11 protein-coding genes are annotated in these 19,118 nt (G+C 68.3%); 6 read left to right on the top strand and 5 right to left on the bottom strand.

All coding sequences use genetic code 11. From position 1 onward, the window contains the following. Positions 1–81: 81 nt before the first annotated feature. From WME89_RS29005 to WME89_RS28995, 3 genes are all read right to left on the bottom strand, one after another. Positions 82–645, bottom strand: a complete 564-nt coding sequence (locus tag WME89_RS29005) for a phage tail protein (protein WP_438002932.1) — start codon at positions 643–645, stop codon at positions 82–84. 788 nt (positions 646–1,433) lie between these two features. Further along, complete coding sequence (locus tag WME89_RS29000; protein ID WP_438002931.1) at positions 1,434–2,519, bottom strand: serine/threonine-protein kinase; 1,086 nt, start codon at positions 2,517–2,519, stop codon at positions 1,434–1,436. An 801-nt stretch (positions 2,520–3,320) separates the two neighbouring features. Then, a complete protein-coding gene (locus tag WME89_RS28995; RefSeq protein WP_438002930.1) occupies positions 3,321–3,479 on the bottom strand; it encodes a hypothetical protein in 159 nt (52 codons plus the stop codon). A 125-nt stretch (positions 3,480–3,604) separates the two neighbouring features. Between WME89_RS28995 and WME89_RS28990 the strand changes: the two genes are divergently transcribed. The 3 genes from WME89_RS28990 to WME89_RS28980 all read left to right on the top strand — a co-directional run bounded on the left by WME89_RS28990 (position 3,605) and on the right by WME89_RS28980 (position 9,457). After that, entirely contained in the window at positions 3,605–7,201 is a 3,597-nt protein-coding gene (locus WME89_RS28990; RefSeq protein ID WP_438002929.1) for an SNF2-related protein, read from the top strand. A 472-nt stretch (positions 7,202–7,673) separates the two neighbouring features. Then, positions 7,674–9,158: a hypothetical protein gene (locus WME89_RS28985; RefSeq protein ID WP_438002928.1), complete on the top strand. Its 1,485-nt coding sequence runs from the start codon at positions 7,674–7,676 to the stop codon at positions 9,156–9,158. Beyond that, on the top strand, positions 9,158–9,457 hold the full coding sequence (locus WME89_RS28980; RefSeq protein ID WP_438002927.1) for a hypothetical protein: 300 nt from the start codon (positions 9,158–9,160) through the stop codon (positions 9,455–9,457). Before WME89_RS28985 ends, WME89_RS28980 begins: the two co-directional genes overlap by 1 nt. Positions 9,458–9,758: 301 nt before the next feature. Here the strand turns inward: WME89_RS28980 and WME89_RS28975 are convergent, their stop codons facing one another. Next, complete coding sequence (locus WME89_RS28975) at positions 9,759–10,169, bottom strand: hypothetical protein (RefSeq protein WP_438002926.1); 411 nt, start codon at positions 10,167–10,169, stop codon at positions 9,759–9,761. Positions 10,170–10,770: 601 nt separating this feature from the next. On the opposite strand from WME89_RS28975, the gene WME89_RS28970 reads away from it, so the two are divergent. Both WME89_RS28970 and WME89_RS28965 read left to right on the top strand, forming a co-directional pair. Continuing rightward, a complete protein-coding gene (locus WME89_RS28970; RefSeq protein ID WP_438002925.1) occupies positions 10,771–13,041 on the top strand; it encodes a phosphodiester glycosidase family protein in 2,271 nt (756 codons plus the stop codon). Positions 13,042–13,262: 221 nt separating this feature from the next. Continuing rightward, the gene (locus WME89_RS28965) at positions 13,263–14,411 is read left to right on the top strand and encodes an MFS transporter (protein WP_438002924.1); all 1,149 of its coding nucleotides are present in this window, start codon (positions 13,263–13,265) and stop codon (positions 14,409–14,411) included. A gap of 15 nt (positions 14,412–14,426) precedes the next feature. Here the strand turns inward: WME89_RS28965 and WME89_RS28960 are convergent, their stop codons facing one another. After that, entirely contained in the window at positions 14,427–15,293 is an 867-nt protein-coding gene (locus WME89_RS28960; RefSeq protein WP_438002923.1) for a hypothetical protein, read from the bottom strand. A 477-nt stretch (positions 15,294–15,770) separates the two neighbouring features. Between WME89_RS28960 and WME89_RS28955 the strand changes: the two genes are divergently transcribed. Then, a complete protein-coding gene (locus WME89_RS28955) occupies positions 15,771–18,959 on the top strand; it encodes a TonB-dependent receptor domain-containing protein (protein WP_438002922.1) in 3,189 nt (1,062 codons plus the stop codon). The last annotated feature ends 159 nt before the right edge of the window (positions 18,960–19,118 follow it).

Below are 19,118 nucleotides of genomic sequence, written 5' to 3'. Positions count from 1 at the left end.
CAAGTGCCGCCGTTCGCGTCCGGCGGAGGAGACGTCGGGACGTGGAGACCTCCATGGCAAGGAACTTCTTCCGGGAGTCGCTTACGGATGCCATCTGATGATATAATTCATGACCAGATATGCCCCGGAGCTGTTGTTCGTCCCCGGACTGCTCGCGGATGACTCTACTTTCCAGATCTCGTACGGCAAATCAGTCCGTCCCGTGGCTTCGAACATCGGTCTCTCGCCTACGGCGGGGGCTCCTCCGTTGGTTTGCCACAAATATGTATATTGTCCATGGGATGAAGCGCCGAATACGGGGCCCAGATTGGGATCGTCCGGGCGGAGAGTTACGATGTTGCCGGCACGGGCTCCCACTGGAGAGATATGTGTGTGTGTGTGTGGATCGACAGTGTGAGAGTGTAGCGGCGTTCTCGAGGCGGCCTCCGCACCGTCCGAGTCGCCGAGATCTTTGACGCTCGGCTCGGTCCCCTGTCCGACTGCAACCCGGCCGCGAAGGTCGGGCAGACCGAAGGTCGACACACCGTCACCGGCGCCATAACTGATGCCGATGACGTTGAAGAGGTCTGCATATGTGGAACGGTTTACTGACGACCCATTGCACATCACCCAACCGTGTGGAGGGGTGGCACCCGCGAACGCCATCACTGCACCGACTGGAGCCGCTGAGTCCTTGCCTGGCGTCCCCATCGGCCCGGGCGGGCCCATCGGCCCGGGAGGGCCCATCGGCCCGGGGGCTCCCATCGTCCCAGGGGGGCCCATCGGTCCGGGGGCTCCCATCGGCCCGGGCGGGCCGGGATCGCCCTTGGGCCCTTGCGGCGAGTCCGTGCACGCCGCGATCAGAGTGAGACTCATCAGCATACCCATTGAGAGTTTCACGAAGTTCTCCTTCGAAGATGCGACGCCGCCTACATTTGCTGAGCTCGCTGGCTTCTATTGGCTTTCGGATGAAGGTCCCGCGGCGCGCCGTGATGCTTGGGCCAAGTAATCAGGGACGCAGAGGTCTGTCAAAAATTCCACTGACGACCTGAGGACGACGCGGAGTTCACGCCATCGTGATCACCGAGCTCAGCGCATCGTGCTCGCCCGGAACAGCGCATCGTGATGATGGGGATCACCATCGTGATCACGCGGATCGCCGCTCGTGATCCCACGCGGCTGCGGCGTGGCGGCGCTGGACGTCGGGTCCACCCTCCCGGGCCTCGGAGCGCGCCAGGTGCATGTAGCGGGCGAGGAGATGTTCGTGGATTGGAGGAAGATCGCTGGACCGAAAGCAAGCAGGGCTCCCCCAGGCGGCGACGGTGTCGCCGATCCTGGTTCATGCCTACTTGCACTGCGTCTTCGGAGCTCAGTACGGTAGTTTTGCTCGCCGGGATCCGCGCGCGGGCCGGTCGAGCTCGACGAGGCGAACGGCCGTCCCTGCCGCGGCCCCGTCAGGGCTCAGCGCCCCGCCATTCCCGCAGGCGCGCTGTCACGGCATGTGCCGCCTGGACGGCGCGCCCGGCGGCGGCCGCTGCGCCGCGGATCGCGTCCTCCACCCCGCTGCGCGTGCCGGTGGCCTCGGTCCGTTCCCACAGCAGGCCCGCGGCGAGCACCACGGCGACGCTGGCCACCGCGAGGCGCCCGCGCCACGCGCGCGCCGCGGCAGGCCCCTTGATCGGCGCCCCGGCCGCGGCCGCGAACGCCGCCACCATCGCCTCGACGCCGGGGAACCGCTCTGAAGGGCTGATGGCGAACGCGCGCGCGAACCACGCCTCCAGCGCGGGCGGCGCCCCCGGGCACACCGTTGTCAGCGGCGGTCGCGCGCCGACGAGGATGGACGCGAGCACGGCGGCCAGGTTGCGGCCCGGGAACGGCTGCTGCCCGGTGAGCGCCTCGTGCGCGACGACAGCGAGCGACCACATGTCGAGGTGCGGGCCGGCCTGCCCGTCGCACGTGTGCTCCGGACTCAGGTAGGCCGGCGTGCCCAGCACCACGCCGTCCGCCGTCCGCCGGCGGAAGTCGGCCGGCCGACCCTGACCGACCCACTTGGCGATCCCGAAGTCGGCGATCTTGGCGCGCGCGTGGCCGTCGCTCCCCTCGACGAGCAGGATGTTCGACGGCTTGATGTCGCGGTGCACGATGCCGAGGCCGTGCGCCACCGAAAGCGCCTCGCCGAGCTCTCGGACGAGCGACGCGAGCTCGGGCAGCGGCATCGTCCCTCGCTCCTGGAGCACCTGCCGCAGCGACCGGCCGCGCACGTACTCCATGACCAGGTACGCGCCCGCCGCCGGGTCCTCGCCGGCGTCGTACACGGCGACGACGCCGCCTGTCCTCTGCCCGAGCTGCGCCGCGACCTGGGCCTCGAGCCGGAACCGATCGAGCGCCTCGTGGTGCCGCCCGTTGCGCGGCAGCACGAGGAACTTCAGCGCGACATCGACGCGCCGGACTGTATCGCGCGCGCGCCAGACCTCGCCCATGGCGCCGCGCCCGATCGGGTGCTCGAGCTGGTAGCGCCCGCCGACGACGCGGCCTCGCATGCGGCCGGCGCGGCGCGAGGAAGCAGGGCGGGAGTCGGGCGGTCTACGCGAGGAAGCAGGGCGGGAGTCCGCCGGTCTATCCGCGAGCGCGGCCGCGGCGCGCGCGCCGTCTCTTCTCTGGGAATCGGGTTGTGGATCGAACGAAAATGGCTGGAACACGATGGAACACCTCCGTGCCGCCTCTGTGTTCCAGACACGGCGACGCGCCTCTCGGGCGACGCGCCTGGACCAGGGACCGGGGCATGCCCAGAGCGTATCGCGAACCTGGGATCCTGGGAATGCCGGACAGCGCGACCTTCGCGGTGACCCTGTCGCGAACCTGCGCTCACAAGGTCGCACAGCGGCGCCGAACATCGGTTTCTGCGCCACCCGTGCGACGGAGCCGCAGCCGGAACATCGACGCGGCCGACGCGCCGCGCGAGGTCTCCCCGAGTCACGGCACCGCTGCTGCTCCGAGCCGATCGAGTCGAGAAAGTCGTTGTAAGCATCGACCTTGTCCGCCGGGACCACGTCGACGCCGATGTCGACCTGGCCGTCGCCGGCCAGCCGCGGAGCGAGGATCGCTTCGGTCGCGTCGAGCCCGATGCTGTCGATGCCGTAGAGGATGTACCGCACGAGGTAACCCTCGTAGTACTGCCATCTATTGATTCTGGATCTCGTGTGGTGGATTGACGGCGTCGTTGTTTGGCACGCGCCCGATCACGTCTCCACAGTGGCCCCGAGCTCACCCATGGCGCGGCTCGCGCCCCTGGCGCTGTCCTCCACCGTCGCTGCTATCGCTCGAACCGCACGCCGCCGTCATCAGCGCGAGGCGGGCGGCCGTCCCCCGACGCGCCGGACGCGCCGGCTCGTCCGCAGGTCCTCGTGCATCGCGAGCCACACCTCGGCGGAGGCGCCTGGCTCCTTCGGCAACACCCTGGTGAGGCCGTCGCGGCGCCCGATGACGATCGGGCCAGACACCCACGCCCTCGGCGGCTGCGGGCCATATCGGGCTTGACCAGGCCCGCTCACCCAGGTCCTCGGCGGCCGCCGGTCACATCGGGCTTGAACCAGGCCCGGACACCCACGACGTTACACGGCCGGACATGGCAGACGACACCCAGGCCGCCACCCCCGCAGCGCCGGCGGCGCCCTTCGAGACCCGGGAGGCCCTCCTCGCCTGGCTCGCGCGCCACGGCGTCGCGCACCTCGGCCGGCTGAACCTCGAGGCGGTCGCGCCGCGCGTCGACCCCGCCCTCTGGCCCGAGCTGCGGGTCCTCGGCGCGCGCCGGCGCCTCATCGACCTCGCGAGCGCCGACGCCCTCTCCCGCGCCGCCGAGTGGCTGCCGTCCCCGCGCCTCCGCGCCGCGCTGCCGCCCCTCGTCCTTCGCCTCCTCGAGGACGAGCGCGCCGACGCGGCCCTGGCGCGCGCCGCGGTCCCGTCGCTGCTGCGGCCGCCCGAGGAGCCGCGGGCCCTGCCGGCGCACGAGCGGCTCTGCGCCCTCCGCGCGCGCGTGCCGGACGCCGTGGCCCCGCGCCTCGAGCGCGCGCTCCGGGCCGCCGCCCTGCGCTTCGACGCGGCGCTCCCCGGCTTTCGCTTCGAGGACCCGCTGCCCTTCGAGTCGCACCGCGCGGGCGCCGGCTTCGTCCGGCCGGAGGCGCGGCTCTCCATCGCGCCCGGGGCGCTCCGCGCCGAGTGCAGCTGCGGCGGCGGCGACTGCGTCCACGTGCTCGCGGCCATCGACGCGGCGCTGCTCTGGCTCCGCCAGCCCCCGAGCGAGGCCTTCTTCCAGGCGCTCGACGAGCTCGGCCGCCCCACCTGGGAGCGCACCTTGCTGGCGCTCGACCGCGCCCTCGACGAGGGCCCCGGCGGGCGCGCCGGCGTCGAGATCACCTGGCGGCTCCAGGTCGTCGAGGACGTCGGCGTCGCTGTCGCGCCCTGCGTCCACCGGCTGGGCAAGAAGGGCCAGCGCGGCGCCGGCGCGAAGGTCGGCAAGAAGCGCCTCCTCCAGGAGCACGGCGCCCGGCTCTCCCCGGAGGACGCCCGCGTCGCGGCGCTCCTGCCCGAGGGCAACGGCTTCGCCGCGCGCGCGTTGATCGAGGCGCTCATCGGCCATCCGCGCCTCTTCCTCGACGACGCCCCCGACATCGCCGTGCGCGTCGAGCGCACGCCGGTGGGCCTCGTCGCCGAGGAGCGCCACGGCGTCGTGCGGGTGAGCGCCGGCGTCGAGGGCACGGCGCTGCCCCCGGCGGTGCTCGAGCGCGTGCGCCGGGCCCGGCCCGAGGACGCGCTGTTCCTCTGGGACTGGGACAAGGGCGCGCGGCGGCTCACGCTGCTCGACGTCAAGGCCGAGGTCCGGACGCTGCTCGACGTGCTCCTGCGCGAGGGCAACCTCTTCCCGCCCGAGAGCCACGCCGCCCTGCTCGCCGCGCTCTCGCGGTGGGCGCTGCGCGTGCCCGTCGCCATGCCGCGCAGCGTGATGGGCGAGTCGATCCCCGCGCTGCTGCTCCCGGTGCTGCGGGTCTCGCCCCAGCCGAACGGCGCGGTCGAGGTCGAGCTGCGCGTTCGGCCGCTCGTCGACAGCCCCGCGCTCGCGCCGGGCGCGGGCGCGCGCGACGTGCTCGTCCGGCGCGGGGACAAGGCGCTGCACGCGGTGCGCGACCTGCGCCAGGAAGAGGACTTCGCCCGCGCCCTCTGCGCCGAGCTCCCGCTCTCCGGGGCCGAGCTGCTGGAGGAAGGGCGCCCCTTCCACTACCGGTTCGACAGCGCGCACGGGGCGCTCGACCTGCTCGCCGCGTGCGCGCGGCGCGACCCGCCCCCGGAGCTCGAGTGGGTGGGCGCGCCCCTGCGCGCGCTGCCCAGCGGCGGTCCCCAGGCGCTCAAGGTCGTCCTCGAGCGGCGGCGCGCCTGGTTCGGCGTCCTCGGCGGCCTGAGCGTCGAGGGCGAGCGGGTGGAGATGGCGCGGCTGCTCGAGGCCGTGCGCCGCAAGGACCGCTACGTGGAGGTCGAGGCCCGCACGTACGTGGAGCTGGGCGAGGCGCTCCGCGAGCACCTCGAGCGCCTCTCCGATCACGTGCATGCGTCCCGCGTCGGCCTCACACTGGGCCCCTCGGCCGCCTGGGTGCTGCGCGAGATCGAGGCGGCCGGCGCCGCGCTCGACGCGGACGGCCCGCTCCGGCAGCTCCTCGACCGCGTCGCGGCGGCCGGCGAGCTCTGCCCTGCGGTGCCGGCGGCGCTCCGGGCCGAGCTGCGCCCGTACCAGGTCGACGGCTTCCGCTGGCTCGCGCGGCTCGCGTCGTTCGGCGCGGGCGGCGTCCTCGCCGACGACATGGGCCTCGGCAAGACCGTGCAGGCGCTGGCGCTGCTGCTCGAGCGGCGCGAGCTCGGGCCGGCGCTCGTCGTCGCCCCCACTTCGGTCGCCTTCAACTGGAAGGACGAGGCGCAGCGCTTCGCGCCCTCCCTGCGCCTCACGCACTACGCGGACGCCGTCGATCGCGCCGACGCGCTCGCGCGGCTCGCCCCGGGCGACGTGCTCGTGGTGAGCTACGGCCTGCTCGCGCGCGACGCCGAGCGCCTCGCCTCCCGGCGCTTCGCCACGGTCGTCTTCGACGAGGCCCAGAGCCTGAAGAACGCGACGACGCAGCGCGCCCGCGCCGCCAGGGCGCTCCAGGCGGACTTCAGGTTCGCGCTCTCGGGCACGCCGCTGGAGAACCACCTCGGCGAGCTCTGGAGCCTCTTCACCATCGTCTTCCCTGGCCTTCTGGGCGGCTGGGACTCGTTCCGCGACCGCTACGCCACGCCGATCGAGCGGCAGAGCGACCCGGCCGCGGCGCCCGCGCTCGCGCGCGTGCTCGCCCCCTTCCTCCTCCGGCGGACCAAGGCGCAGGTGGAGGCCGAGCTGCCGGCGCGCACCGAGGTGCGCGTGCCGGTCGTCCTCTCGAGCGCCGAGTGGCAGCTCTACGAGGACGCGCGCCTCGCGGCGCTGTCCGACCTCGAGTCGCGCCGGGCGGCGCTGCGCGAGCAGGAGCGGCGCGTCGAGGTCCTCGCGGCGCTCACGCGCCTGCGGCTCCTCGCCTCGCACCCGCGCCTGTACGACGCGGGCTCGGAGCTCGTCTCGTCCAAGCTCGTGCGCTTCATCGAGCTCGTCGAGGAGCTGCGCGCCGAGGGCCAGCGCGCGCTTGTCTTCAGCCAGTTCACGTCGCACCTCGCGCTGGTGCGCGAGGCGCTCGACGCGCGGGGCGTCGCTTACGTGTACCTCGACGGCGAGACGCCCCGGAAGGCGCGGGGCGAGCGGGTGCGCGAGTTCCAGGAGGGGACGGCGCCGCTCTTTCTCATCTCGCTCAAGGCGGGCGGCTTCGGCCTCAACCTCACCGCGGCCACCAACGTGATCCACCTCGACCCCTGGTGGAACCCTGCGGTCGAGGACCAGGCCTCGGACCGCGCGCACCGCCTGGGCCAGCGGCGGCCGGTCACCATTTACCGCCTGCTCGCGCTGGGGACGATCGAGGAGCAGATGCTGTCGTTGCAGGAGGAGAAGCGCTCGCTCGTGGCCCAGGTCCTCGGCGGCAAGGACGAGGCGGGCAGGCTCTCGACGCACGATCTCCTGTCGCTGCTGTCGGAGCGGCTCCGGCGGCCGGACGGCGGGGAGGGGGAGCTGGCGCTCGACGGCGGCCGCGGCGTCGAGGTGCAGGAGCCTGCCTGAGGGGGCGCCACGTCCGGGTGGCGGCTAGCTTCGCGCGTCAGGAATCCCGCCAGGAAGACCGGTCGCTGACGAGCGGCCGCCGGAAACACCGGTAAATTCCATAGTTTTCGCCTGTTTCGCCGCCGAGGGTGGCTCCGGTGTGGCCCAACGGGGCGCCCTCCGCCGCCGCTTAGCACGGAACCGGAACCCCACGGGCCTGATGCGGCGAAAGCGGGCTCGAAACGCCTAGCGGGCGAGAGAGCTGAACCGCACGAAGGGCGAGTGATCAAACTGTAGCGGGGAATGCCGCGCAGGGAAGGCGACCGTTACAGCGAGTATGCTATTCAAGAGGGGCGATGGCGGATCCTGTTCTGAGTGGGCATCTCGACGAGTTCGACGGCCTGAACGCAACCCGCGCGTTGATCCTGCAAGCTTATTACGTGTTGCGGCGTACGCATCCTCCGAGACACATCGGCCCCCGTCAGATCGGGGTGTGGATCAAACAGCACGAGCCCGAAGAGTCGATGCCCAGCGACGCACTGATCCAGTTGACCCTGATGCAAGCCAAGGTGCCGCATCGGCTCCCGGGGCCTCCTCGAAAAGGCAGCGCCGTGGTACCGCTGGCTTTCCCCTTGTTGCCCCCGCACCGGTCACGACCGCACGGCCGGCCACCGCGGTAGGAACGCTGCTGTGGCCGGCGCTGCTGGCCGAGCCGCTCGCCCAGATCGCCACCCAGTTAGCCGCGCCGAGCGAGCCGTCGTCCGAGGCGACGTCGTCGCAGCCGAGCGCACCCCCCGCCGCTGCAGCCAAGGCGGAGCTGATCCAGACGCACCTTGGGTCGTTGGTGGGACGGTTGATGTCGCCTGGCGGATGGATCGCAGGCGAGCGGCATGCCGGTGCCGAGCCGATCTGGACGGGCCGAGCGCGGCCGTACGATGAAAGCACGTTGCGCAACCACGCTCGTCAGCTCGCTCGCGATGGCGGCACCGACAGCGTCGCCCGCACGGTCGAGGCGCAGGTGCACGAGGCCGTGGCCGCCTGCGGGACGAAGGCCATCGCCTACACCGACATGTTCGATCAGGTGTACTGGACGAAGAAGCCCGCGTACGCTGCGGCGATCGGAAACCTTGGCAATCGACTTCTGGCGGCGACGTACTTCGGCCTGACGTTCGTGCGACCAGACGGTGGTCCGACACTGGCCTATCATGTCTCCTGGCACAAACCCGCAAGCCCATTGCAGGATGCGCTGGAAGCGTTGCACGGCGAAACGCGTCGCGTGACGTGGATGGACGCAAACCTGCGGTATCATATCTGGGATCGCGGCGGCAGCGGGACGGCGACGTTATGCTGGGCGGCCGCCAGGGGCATCCCCTATGTGACCGTCAGTCGGGGCTCGACGCGCTTGACCCGCAACCGGCGTGTGCCAAGAGTCCGCACTCGATCGAATCTTCCCGTCTTCGTGCGACGAGATCGCAAGATAGCGCGAGGCAAGGCGACCCGAAGTACAGGGAGCCGAGGAAGGCCAAAGGACGCGACGCCGGAGGAGGTGATCTTCCCCGCCCATCCAAGCAAGGGGCGCACCTCGACCAAAGCGCTGCGCTACCGCACGGGCCGGCCGCTGACCAAGGCCGCTCTGCGAAACCTCGATCGCTTGTACAAGACGCGCTGGCCGTCGAACGAGAATGCCATCAAGGCACTGGTCGCGGTCGGATTCGACAAGAACCTCGACCGCGGACTGACCAAGACCGCCAGCCGCGGCGTCGATGGTGAACTTGCACGCCTCGCCGCGCGTGAGCAATCGCTCCTTGAGGAGGTCGGGTCCCTCACGCCGACTACTTTACCACAAGCGATGCAGGGGATCCGTCGTTTTTACCGCAAAAAGCAGAGCAACGAGCAAGAGCGGACGCGGATCGCCCACTCCCCGCAGACAAGGGGGTGCGGATACCCGCGGGTGCCGAAGCGCTCTGCAAGAACCTGATGCTGCTGATGTACAACGCGCTCGCCGTCCTGCTGATGAAGAGCCCACTTCGAGAGGTGCAGGCGATGAGCCTGTTGCGAGTGCACGAACTGTTGCTTTCACGCAGCCTATTGGCTTGCCTCGACAACCAGGCGACAACCATGTGGATCGATCCTGTGTCCTCGTCCTCCGCGCGCGTCCTGCAGCAGGAGCTCGCGCGCCTCTTCAATGCGCAATCGCTGTCTCTACGGGGGCGGCGCTTGTACTTGAAGCTGCGCGATCTGCCCTGGGAAACACCACCGTTACGGGTTTCCGGCTAGGGATCCGGTTCCCTGCTTACCCCTCGGTGAACGGCTCGCGGCATCACCGGTCCCACCGTCCGGCCACGCTGCACGCGCTGGTCAACAACTTATCCATGCATCGAAGGGGCCGCTTTCACTCCACAGCCTGCGGGGCGGAGTGCCATTTCTTGCATGGTGCTTCCTGGGCGCCGGCGTGGCGGCCGGCGAGGTCACCATAAACAGACCGATGCCGCGCAGCGTCAAGAGGAAGCCTCGGGCGGGCGCCCGTGGTACGTCCGCCGAGCGGGTGCGCCGGCGGATCTACGCTCCTGGAGAGACGCTACCGGACCTGGATCTCTCCTGTATAGGCGGTTCCGGGCGCGTTCGACTCGTAGACCGCGTAATACCACCCCGGCAGCTGGGGTCCGAAGTAGACCGTGGTGGCGCCCGGGAAGACGGTGGTCGTGTAAATGGTCCCGAGCCACGTCTTCAACTTCATCGTCCCCGAGGACGTGAACGAGCCGCTGCGCTTCTTGACATAGAGATTGTTGGCCGGCGTCCTGCAAAGCGTGAGGATGTCCCCCCATGTGCCGCCGCCGGTGCCCAGCGGCGTGCACGTATCGAGCGCCTGCGCGACCTCTCCGACTGCTTCCTCACCGCCAGCGACATCGTCGTCCTGGAATTCCTGGAACGAGCCGTCCTCGGCGATGCAACCCGCGGGCGTCAGTCCGAAGAGAACCGCGTACGCCATCGCCCTGATCATTTTCGAAGTCATGTTTCGTCTCCGTGTTCGTCGTTCGAGTCCAAACGCGAGCGACCAAGCAAGCGACGTTCACCCGTCCAACCCAGCATCGGGCGCTCGCAGGAGGGACCATAGCAGCGGCGCATCGTTCACACCGGTTCACATGGGCTCCGCCGCGCCAGCCCGCGAACGCGGGATCCGAGAGCGAAGCAGCCGTGCCGTCGGCGCAGCGTTCACCGCTCGCTCCTGCGATTCAAGAACGCTCCCGGTCGAGCGAGGCGCTGGCCTGCCGAATGCGCCTGGCAGCGCGCGGCTTCCTCGCTGCGCAAGCCCTCTCCGCGCGTGTGAACTTGTGTGAACACCGGCGGCGGCGTACCGTGATCGACACATCGGCCGCGGGGCGCTGCATCCGCGTGCGGGCGCGTGCGACGGCTCCTGACGCACGCGGTGGCACGCGCGTGCGTTCGCTGCGCAAGGAAAGGACGTGGTCATGACGAGCCGAGATATGCCCAGGTTCCAGATGGTTGGCCTCGCGTTCGCTCTCTTCGTACCCCTGGTGTCTGGCTACGCGTGCGACCCCGCGGGCAGGACGCCAGGGACGGACGCGTCCGTGACCCCCAGTTCTCACACGTCGGAGGGCGACGCCTGCAAGAACGTCGTGCGCGTCCTGGCGACGTCCGTCATCACACGTGAGAAAGGAAAGCCGGAGGAGACGGCTCTCCCGTTCGAGGTCAAGCCGGAGGCGGTGCCGCTCCAGGGCGGCACGGTCCCCGTGTGCGTGTCCGTCACGAGCGTGGAGGCCAAGCCGCGAGTCCTCGCTTCAGGACGGTTCATGCTCGACGGGGAGGAGCTGCTCGGGCCGTCGGCGTTCAACCAAAACACGGAGACCGCGGCGGCGACGCGTGAGCTCGGGGCGGGGTCGCATATGCTGACGGCGAGGATCGCCTCGGCGCCAGGGACGAAGCTGCGGGTGTACGTGTACCAGGCGTCAACGACGCAGCCGCTCGCAGATGCGCCCGTTTTAGGGCGCGATATGGTGCTCCCGGACAGGGAGACGAGGATCGTGGTCGCCGGCGCGACGTTCACGTTTCCTGCCGGCGCGGTGGACGCGCCTGTCCCTGTGATAATCTATCCGAGGGCACAGCCGTACGGGCTCGGCGATCGCTTCGAGCTGATGCCGGACGGGCTGCGCTTCGAGAAGCCGGTGCCGGTCGAGATCCCCTATGATCCGTCGAACCTCCCGCCGACGCAGACGGAGGCGGAGCTGCTCGCCAGGGACGCGCTCCGCGTGCTGCATGACGCGGAGTGGCGACCGACGACGGTCGATCCAGCCAGCCGCACTCTCCGGGCCACCATCGAACATTTCTCCGCGGTGGGCCCAGGTTCTGTCGAGCCTATCACGCGGTCGTTCGCGGGGTACGACCTGACCACCGACGATACGAACGGGGTCTATATAGCGTCGTTTCCGCTGGGTCAAAATGGATACCGCGTGTCGATCCATGCTGATCTTCCACTTCCTCAGGACCCGAATCCTGACCCCAAGCCGTTGCCGGCTGATTACGCATGGCACGCGCTCAAACCGGTGACGGAGCATGTCAAGCAACTTCACACGGAGCACATTGCAATCAACGCGACGCCCTGGGGAGCACTGACCGGGGACCCGGACGACGACTTTCGGTGTGGTGAGCACTATTGGTGCGCACATGAGGACGAGGGTCGCCCTCGCCAGTCTCGCATCGGTATTGGTACCTTCTCATGGTCCGTCAGGTCGACGGAGAATATTGAGCTGAGCCATGATAGCGCGAAGGAGAACGAGCGCCTTATGGTCATTGGTGCCAGCGAGCAGGATGGTCTCGAGGCCTCCTTGTGGCCGCGCCAATTCTATGATGTCGCGAAGCTGAAGATGGATCAGATCAAGGCGAAGCCCGGCGGCCATGCAGTGATGCTTGGCTCAACGATCTGGCCGATCAATAAGTTTGCCAAGCCATCTGATACGTGTACCTACTTGACCAATCACACTGGCGTGCAAGATGACGAGAACACCGTCGTCGCAATCTACGGAGATCCGAAGTGCGCGGGGTGCAAGCGCGAGCTCCGCCTGATCTCGTCGATGTCCGGCCGGCACCTGTACCACCAGCTGTGCTCGGATGTGCTTACAGGCGACGTATGGGACGCAATCGTCCTCGATGGCGGCAATTCCACGGCGATGGTCCGAAACGGTCAGTTGTTCGATGAACCCGCCGCCAACGAGTTCAAGCCCGCCCGGAACGTCGCGAACGCGTTCGCGATCTCCTACACTCGCACGCCCACGCACCCGAGGATCGACGCCCCTGCCTGCGCTGTCGCCGGCGTGGCGACCGACATCACCGTGGCGACGGGCACAGATCCCGATGGTTACCCCGTGAAGGTTCACTGCGGCTCCGCTGACTCGAACATCAGCGAACCTCCGTACGTTTCCCCTTGGGCCCCATCGAGCGGATCGGTCTTCCGCATACCGATGACGTGGTCGCGCGCGGGATCCATGAAGATCTATTGCACGACGTTCAACGCGAATCACGCCGGCGGCTCGACCACGGTCCATACGATACAGGTGGGTGAGGTCTACGACGTCCAGCCGAGGACAGCGACGTTGGGCGCGCTGAGCAGCTTCTCGATCAACGGCAATAATCTCTGCAGCTCGACGGTCGCATGGATCCCCGACTGCACCGGGCCAAACGGTATCACGCTCCAGACGAGCGGCGGCGCGCAGCAGCGCACGTTCGCGTGCACTCCGGGCGGAGCGCCTGGACCCCGCGCGGCGAGCGTGATCAAGACCAAAGCCGGCGGGACCGAGTACCTGATCGACGGCCAGAAGACCTTCACCGTCACGTTCGCCCCGTGATAGGTTTGTCCACGCAGCGCATCACGTCGGCGCGAGCCTCGGCCCGTCAGCACGGGCCGGGGCGCGCCGCGGTGCCGGGAGGCTCGACAGTGGACACCAAGGACGCCGCCCCTCCTGTCGAACACCCGCGCGACGCGTCGACGCCCCTCTCCGAGACACCCGGCCAACCCTCGCCCCGGCGCACGGCCTTCCTGATCGGACTCGGCGTGTATGCGACCACCATGCCCGGTCCGCTGCGGCTCGGCGGCATTCCGCTCCAGTCGATCTTCAAGGACGAGCTCGGCATGTCCACGACCGAGGTGTCCACGTTCTTCCTCATCGTGGGGATCCCGAACTGCATCAAATGGCTCTCGGGCCTCCTCTCAGATCGCGTACGGCTCTTCGGGAGCCGAAGGCGCTCTTACATCGTCAGCAGCACGCTTCTCGCCGCCGTGCTCTGGGCGGTGTCCGCCGTTGTCCCGCAGCGGGGCGTCGCGCTCGTCGTCCTCGTCCTCGCGATCAACGTCGCCATCCTCTTCGCGACGACCGCCGTCGGCGGGCTCCTCATCGACGCCGGACGGGCCTTCGGCGCCGTATCTCGGTTCAGCAACGTCCGGCAAATCGCGATGAACTGCGCGTCCGTCAGCGCGCACCTCATCGGCGGGTACCTCGCGGGAAGGACTCTATGGCAAACCAGCGCCGTCGCGGCCGCCCTCCTCGTGGCGATGGCCGCAGCCACCGCCGTCTCGTTGCGCGATGAGTCGTTCTTTCAACGCGACCAAGAGCAGCCCGGCGTGAGCGTGACGCGGCCCGATGCTGAGCAGCTCCGCTCGAGCTTCCTCTGGATCGCCATCGCCGTGTCCTTTCTCTACTATCTCGCGCCGGACCCTGGGGATGTGCTCTTTCGCTTCCAAACGGGCGCGCTCTCTATGTCCAATCGCGAGATCGGGGTGCTCTACACGCTCAAGGCGACAGGAGGGCTGCTCGGGGTTCTGGCATATACACAGATCTCGAAGCGAATCCAATATCGATATCTCCTCTTCGTCGCGATCCCCGTAAAGATCGTCGCCGCGCTTCTCTATCTTGCCTACCGCTCCAGGACATCGGCGTTCCTCCTCGACGGGCTCATCGGCTTCTTCGAGATCCTGAGCGTGGCTGCCATTCAGGAGCTCGCCGCGCGCGCCGCGTCTCCCAAGCATTCGGCCTTCAGCTTCGCGCTCATCCTGGGCGTCAGCAACTTTGCGCTGCGGCTCGCGCCGCTCATCGCCTCGAGCTTGCACGACAAGCTCGGCCTTTCGTTCCACCAGCTGCTCTTCGTCCAGGCTGCATCGCTGCTCGCGCCCCTCCTCGTCACGCCCTTCGTCCCGAGAGCCCTCACCACGGAAGCGTGAATGCGGCATACGTGTTCATCTGCCTCTCTTCAGTGCGTGCACCTTGAGCAGCCGCTTCGTCTCGTCGAGCGCCATTCGGTCTCCGGCTTCCTCGAAGAGGCGCGCCGCGGTCCGCAAATCCCGGAGCGGATCGCTGCCCCCATCAGGAAACGCAAGCTCGATCCGGGCCCGCGCAAAATGAAAGCACGCTTGATCGAGTATGTTGTCTATGCGTTCGACGATCGTCTTTGCCTCGCGGAGATAATACCTGGCCCTCTGGCCGTCTCCCGCCTCGAGCGCCCATTGCGCAGCGGCCACCTCCGTCTGCGCCGAGTTGATCCCGACGCCGAGCCGGCTGCACACGAGCCGCGCCAGCTCGACGAGCATGAAAACCACCTCGTCGATCGGCTGATTATTCTTCTGCAACGACTCTCGACGACAGTTCGCCAAGTTCATCAATGCTCCTTCGAGCGAGGGGTAATCCCCACAGACTCCGAGCAATACGACCGCTCGAAGGTGATAGGTCATCGCGCCCGATGTGTCGCCCGCGCGCCTCGCGAGCAGACCCATCACGTTCAGCACGGAGCCGAGCGCCGCGGTGTCCCCTCGAAGCTCGAGCTCGGCGGCCAATCGACTGAGCGCCCGCAGCTCGGCCTCGGGTTTGTCGAAGCGGTTCGCCGCGGACACGAGCGCGCGCAGCCTCGCGCCTACCGTGCGCCCTGGTCCATCCGCACGCCGAGCCCACGCCTCATGCAGCGCCGAGAGGAGCGCATCCTCCTTGCCGTGGTATGCTGCGCGACCGCGGATCAGCGCCGCCCACGCCTCCACCGCGGGCTCCATCGAGGCGTCCACGGGCTGCTCCAGGTGCGACAGCACCTGATCGAACTTGCCTTCGTACAGCAAGAGCGTCGCCTCGACGAGCCTGCGCAGGCCCCCGACCCACGCGTGCTCGTCGTGCGCGTGAGCCGAACGACTCTCGACCCATCGAGCGACCTCATCGCGGCTGGGGAGCAGGCGGATCGATTTCGGCGGGATCGTCAGCCTCCACGATCTGGTCTTGCCGCGGCTACCGAGCAGCGTCCCGAGCGACTGCTCGTCGAGCCACGCGAGGTGCCTCGCGATCTCCTTGCCCACGCTCGCCGGGACCTTGTGGCGCCAGGGCCCCGTCCGAGACACCGTGTCTGCGCCGACGAATGAATCGCTTGTCGCCTCGTGTGTGCGTGCCAGCGCGAGGGTCGCGTAAAAGTCGACCCACTGATTGCGTAGCTCCAAGGACTCGATGAGCACGCGCCCAGCCCCTACGTCCACGACGAGCCTCATGGCGCGCGAGGGTACTCGCTCGAGCTGCCTGCGTAAATCTCAACCTTCAGGAGGATCTGCATGCGCTGCGTACGAATGGGTTGTTCCATCTTGCTCGCGCTACTCGTCCAGCTCTCACGCGTCGCCTCGGCCGAGGAGAGCGCGACGTTGGTAGGCGTCGCGAGGGACGCCGCGACGAACGAGCCCTTGCCCGGTACGCGCGTGGAGGTCGTTTCGACCACGACGGGCGTGTCGCGGACCGTGGTCACAGGCACGTCGGGCGAATACCGCGTCTCCGGGCTCTCGCCGGATCGCTATGCGATCCGCGTGAACAGGGCCAGCTTTCGCCCCTACGCGGTGCTGGAGCTCGATCTCCACGCGACGAGCACGAATCGGGTTGATGTCAAGCTCGTGCCGCTCGAGCTGGGTGGTGAGGAGATCGTCGTCGAGGGCCGTGCGCCCTCGATCGACGTCGGCTCGAGCACGACGGGCGTCACGATCACGCCCGAGCTTCTGCATCGCGTGCCGCTCTGGCGCCAGAACGCGAAGGGGGCGGCCATGCGGTCTTTCGAAGCGCTCTCCGAGGTCGCGCCCGGCGTGAACGCCGATCTCTACGGATACTCCATGAGCGGCGCTTCGTCGCCGGAGAACCTGTACCTGGTCGACGGGATCACTGTTCGGGAGCCGGGCCAGGGCTTCGTCGGCACGCCGCTCTCCGCGGAGTTCGTCCGCGAGGTGAACGTCCTCACCAGCGGCCTGAAGCCCGAATACGGCGGTGTCACGGGGGGCGTCAGCAGCGTGGTCACCAAGACGGGAACCAACGAGCTCCACGGCTCTTTGTTTTCGAGCATCACGCCCGGTGTGCTGGAAGGCGCGAGGAGGCCGGTCCGGCGTGAGGGACAGACAATCCAGACAGATATCACGCTCTCGTCGATTCGGGATATCGGCTTCGACATCGGCGGGCCCATCCGAGAGGGCCGGCTCTGGTATTATAGTGGCGCGGCTCTCTCGCTCACGCGCTTCGACATGGATCGGTACTTGAACAGGCAGGTCTGGAACGGTGCCGGGCCCAACGCGGAGCCGGTGATCGACAGCGAGACCGGAGGGACGGCCGTGACGCCGATCCCGGGGACGAACCGGCTGTATCACGCCGATCAGCGGGGTGCGCAGGCCATCGGCAAGCTGACGTGGCAAGCCAACGAGAACATCCGCGGGGAGGTGGTCGCTTTCGGGTCCTACCTGCGCGCGGGAGGCAACGGCACGTTCGCGGTCCGCCCTCAGACCGGCGACGTCGAGCACTCGAACATCGCAGGCACCTTCGGTTCGCTCGCCAGCGATGTCACGGCGTCGTCCATCAACGCCGCAACGGTCCTCTCTGCGTCCTTCATGGACAGGAGACTCCTGCTCGACGTGAGCTTCGCAGGCGCTCGGTATCGCACCGCCACGCTCCCGTCGGACGGATCGTCCCTCGGCAACGACGGCGGGCTCGCGAGCATCCCGCACGTCTGGGATCGAAAGGGCGGACCGGAGTCTCACTCTATCACCGAGTATGGCGAGGCCACCGCTGAGACATGCCCGTTCATCGAGACCGTCGGCGCGGATGGGAGCGGGCTGCGCGTTCCGATGTGCCCCGTGTCCGAGTACCACAGGGGCGGGACGCGAGGGATCGACATCTCCACGTTCCATCACTTCCATGGGAAGGCCAGCGTCACATGGCTGGCGAAGGCCCTCGGGCAACACGTCGTCAAGGTGGGGCTCGACGCTGATGTCAGCACGTTCGACCACGAGCTCGCGTATCCCGGCGGCGTATGGTTTCGGGAGAACAGCGAGGGCACCCGGTACACGGGGACTCGCTACGGCTATCTCGTCGGGCCTGACCAGCCGAAGATCCTGCCGTCCCTCCAGACCTCATCGGCCTCGGTTGACGTCGGCGGCTTCGTGCAGGACGGCTGGAGTGTCGCCCAGGGGCTCGTGGTCAACCTCGGCGTGCGCTATGACAGTCAGGTTCTGGTTGGCGATGAGGGGCGTGTTGCCATCGCGCTTCATCATGAGTGGGCTCCGCGGGTGGGCCTGGTGTACGACCTCACGCGCGCGGGGCGCTCCAGGGTGTTCGGCAGCTTTGCCAGGTACTTCGAGAGCATCCCTCTCTCCCTCGCCGATCGATCGTTCCCGGGCGATCGAATCGTGCGTGCCAGCTATCACAAGGACCCGGAACACCCCGACGCATGCGTGCCCCTCGGTCCGGAACCCGCGAAGGCCGTATGCGACAAGGCAACCCCTGGAAACCGGCAATGGAACCCGAACCGCGCTTGGACAGTCCTCGGCGGCGAGCCTGCGCAGATCGACCCTTCGCTGCGCCCGCAGTCGCTCGATGAGATCGTCCTCGGGGCGGAGTGCGAGCTCATCCCCGGCGGACGTATCGCGCTCCACTACACGAAGCGTTACATGAACGACGTGGTAGAAGACGTGAGTCGCGACAACGGGTCCACCTCCTTCATCGGCAACCCTGGCGCAGGAATCGCCAGGGACGTCCCGGCCGCGGTGCGGAACTACGACGCGGTCACGCTGCTCGCCGCCAAGTCGTTCTCTCGCGGATGGCTCGCGCAGGCGAGCTATACGCTCTCCTGGTTGCGGGGCAACTACGCCGGCCTGTTCCAGCCGGAGACGACCCAGCTTCAGCCGAACAGGAACTCCGATTTCGATTCGCCGCTGCTATGGATCAACAGGACAGGCGACCTTCCAGGGGATCGACGCCACCAGATCAAGGTCTTCGGCGCGAAGGACTTCGCTGTCGCGTCCTGGGCGCACATCACGGTCGGTCTCGCCGTGCGCGCGCAGTCTGGCGGACCCACGAATTACCTCGCAGGTTACCCTGGCTACGGCTCCACCGAGGTCTTCATCTTGCCCCGCGGCAGCGGCGAGCGTTTGCCGTGGGTTGCGTCGGTGGACCCACGCCTCGTTTCATCTTTCGCCCTGGGCGAGGGAATGGCGCTGTCGTTCTCCGTGGATGCGTTCAACGTGTTCAACTTTCACGCCGTGACCGCCGTTGACAATCGGTATACCAGCGCAAGCATCACGCCGATCGAGAACGGCACGAGCGCCGACATGCCTGCGGGAGAGCCCCTGGAATGCAATCGGCCGGCCTGCAAGCTCGTGTACGCTGAAAGCGACACTCCGTTCGACCCGAAGGACAAGAATCCGAACTTCGGCAAACCAACGGCGTACCAGGCGCCGCTTCAGGTCAGGATCGCGGCGAATCTGACGTTCTGAGGACGTCGTCGCGCGCCGCGGCCCAGGTCGAGATCGGATCAATCCTACTGCCCGGCCTCTCCGCACCCATGGCGCGGCGAGCGATAAGGCTGTGGTGGACGCGGGCCACAAAAGCACACCGTGCGACCGCACGCCTCCGCGCTTGTCTCCCCGGCACAG

The sequence above is a fragment of the Sorangium sp. So ce321 genome (genome assembly GCF_051530195.1).
Taxonomy (GTDB): domain Bacteria; phylum Myxococcota_A; class Polyangia; order Polyangiales; family Polyangiaceae; genus Sorangium.
Note: the sequence above shows the minus strand (reverse complement) of the source record. Positions and strands in the feature narration are given on the sequence as shown.

What these genes read in the sequence shown, in the direction of transcription:
- WME89_RS28990 (WP_438002929.1), top strand. Translation starts at nt 3,605, where the DNA reads ATGGCAGACGACACCCAGGCCGCCACCCCCGCAGCGCCGGCGGCGCCC.
- WME89_RS28965 (WP_438002924.1), top strand. Translation starts at nt 13,263, where the DNA reads ATGCCCGGTCCGCTGCGGCTCGGCGGCATTCCGCTCCAGTCGATCTTC.
- WME89_RS28975 (WP_438002926.1), bottom strand. Translation starts at nt 10,169, where the DNA reads ATGGCGTACGCGGTTCTCTTCGGACTGACGCCCGCGGGTTGCATCGCC.
- WME89_RS28980 (WP_438002927.1), top strand. Translation starts at nt 9,158, where the DNA reads ATGCTGCTGATGTACAACGCGCTCGCCGTCCTGCTGATGAAGAGCCCA.
- WME89_RS29005 (WP_438002932.1), bottom strand. Translation starts at nt 645, where the DNA reads ATGGCGTTCGCGGGTGCCACCCCTCCACACGGTTGGGTGATGTGCAAT.
- WME89_RS29000 (WP_438002931.1), bottom strand. Translation starts at nt 2,519, where the DNA reads ATGCGAGGCCGCGTCGTCGGCGGGCGCTACCAGCTCGAGCACCCGATC.
- WME89_RS28955 (WP_438002922.1), top strand. Translation starts at nt 15,771, where the DNA reads ATGCGCTGCGTACGAATGGGTTGTTCCATCTTGCTCGCGCTACTCGTC.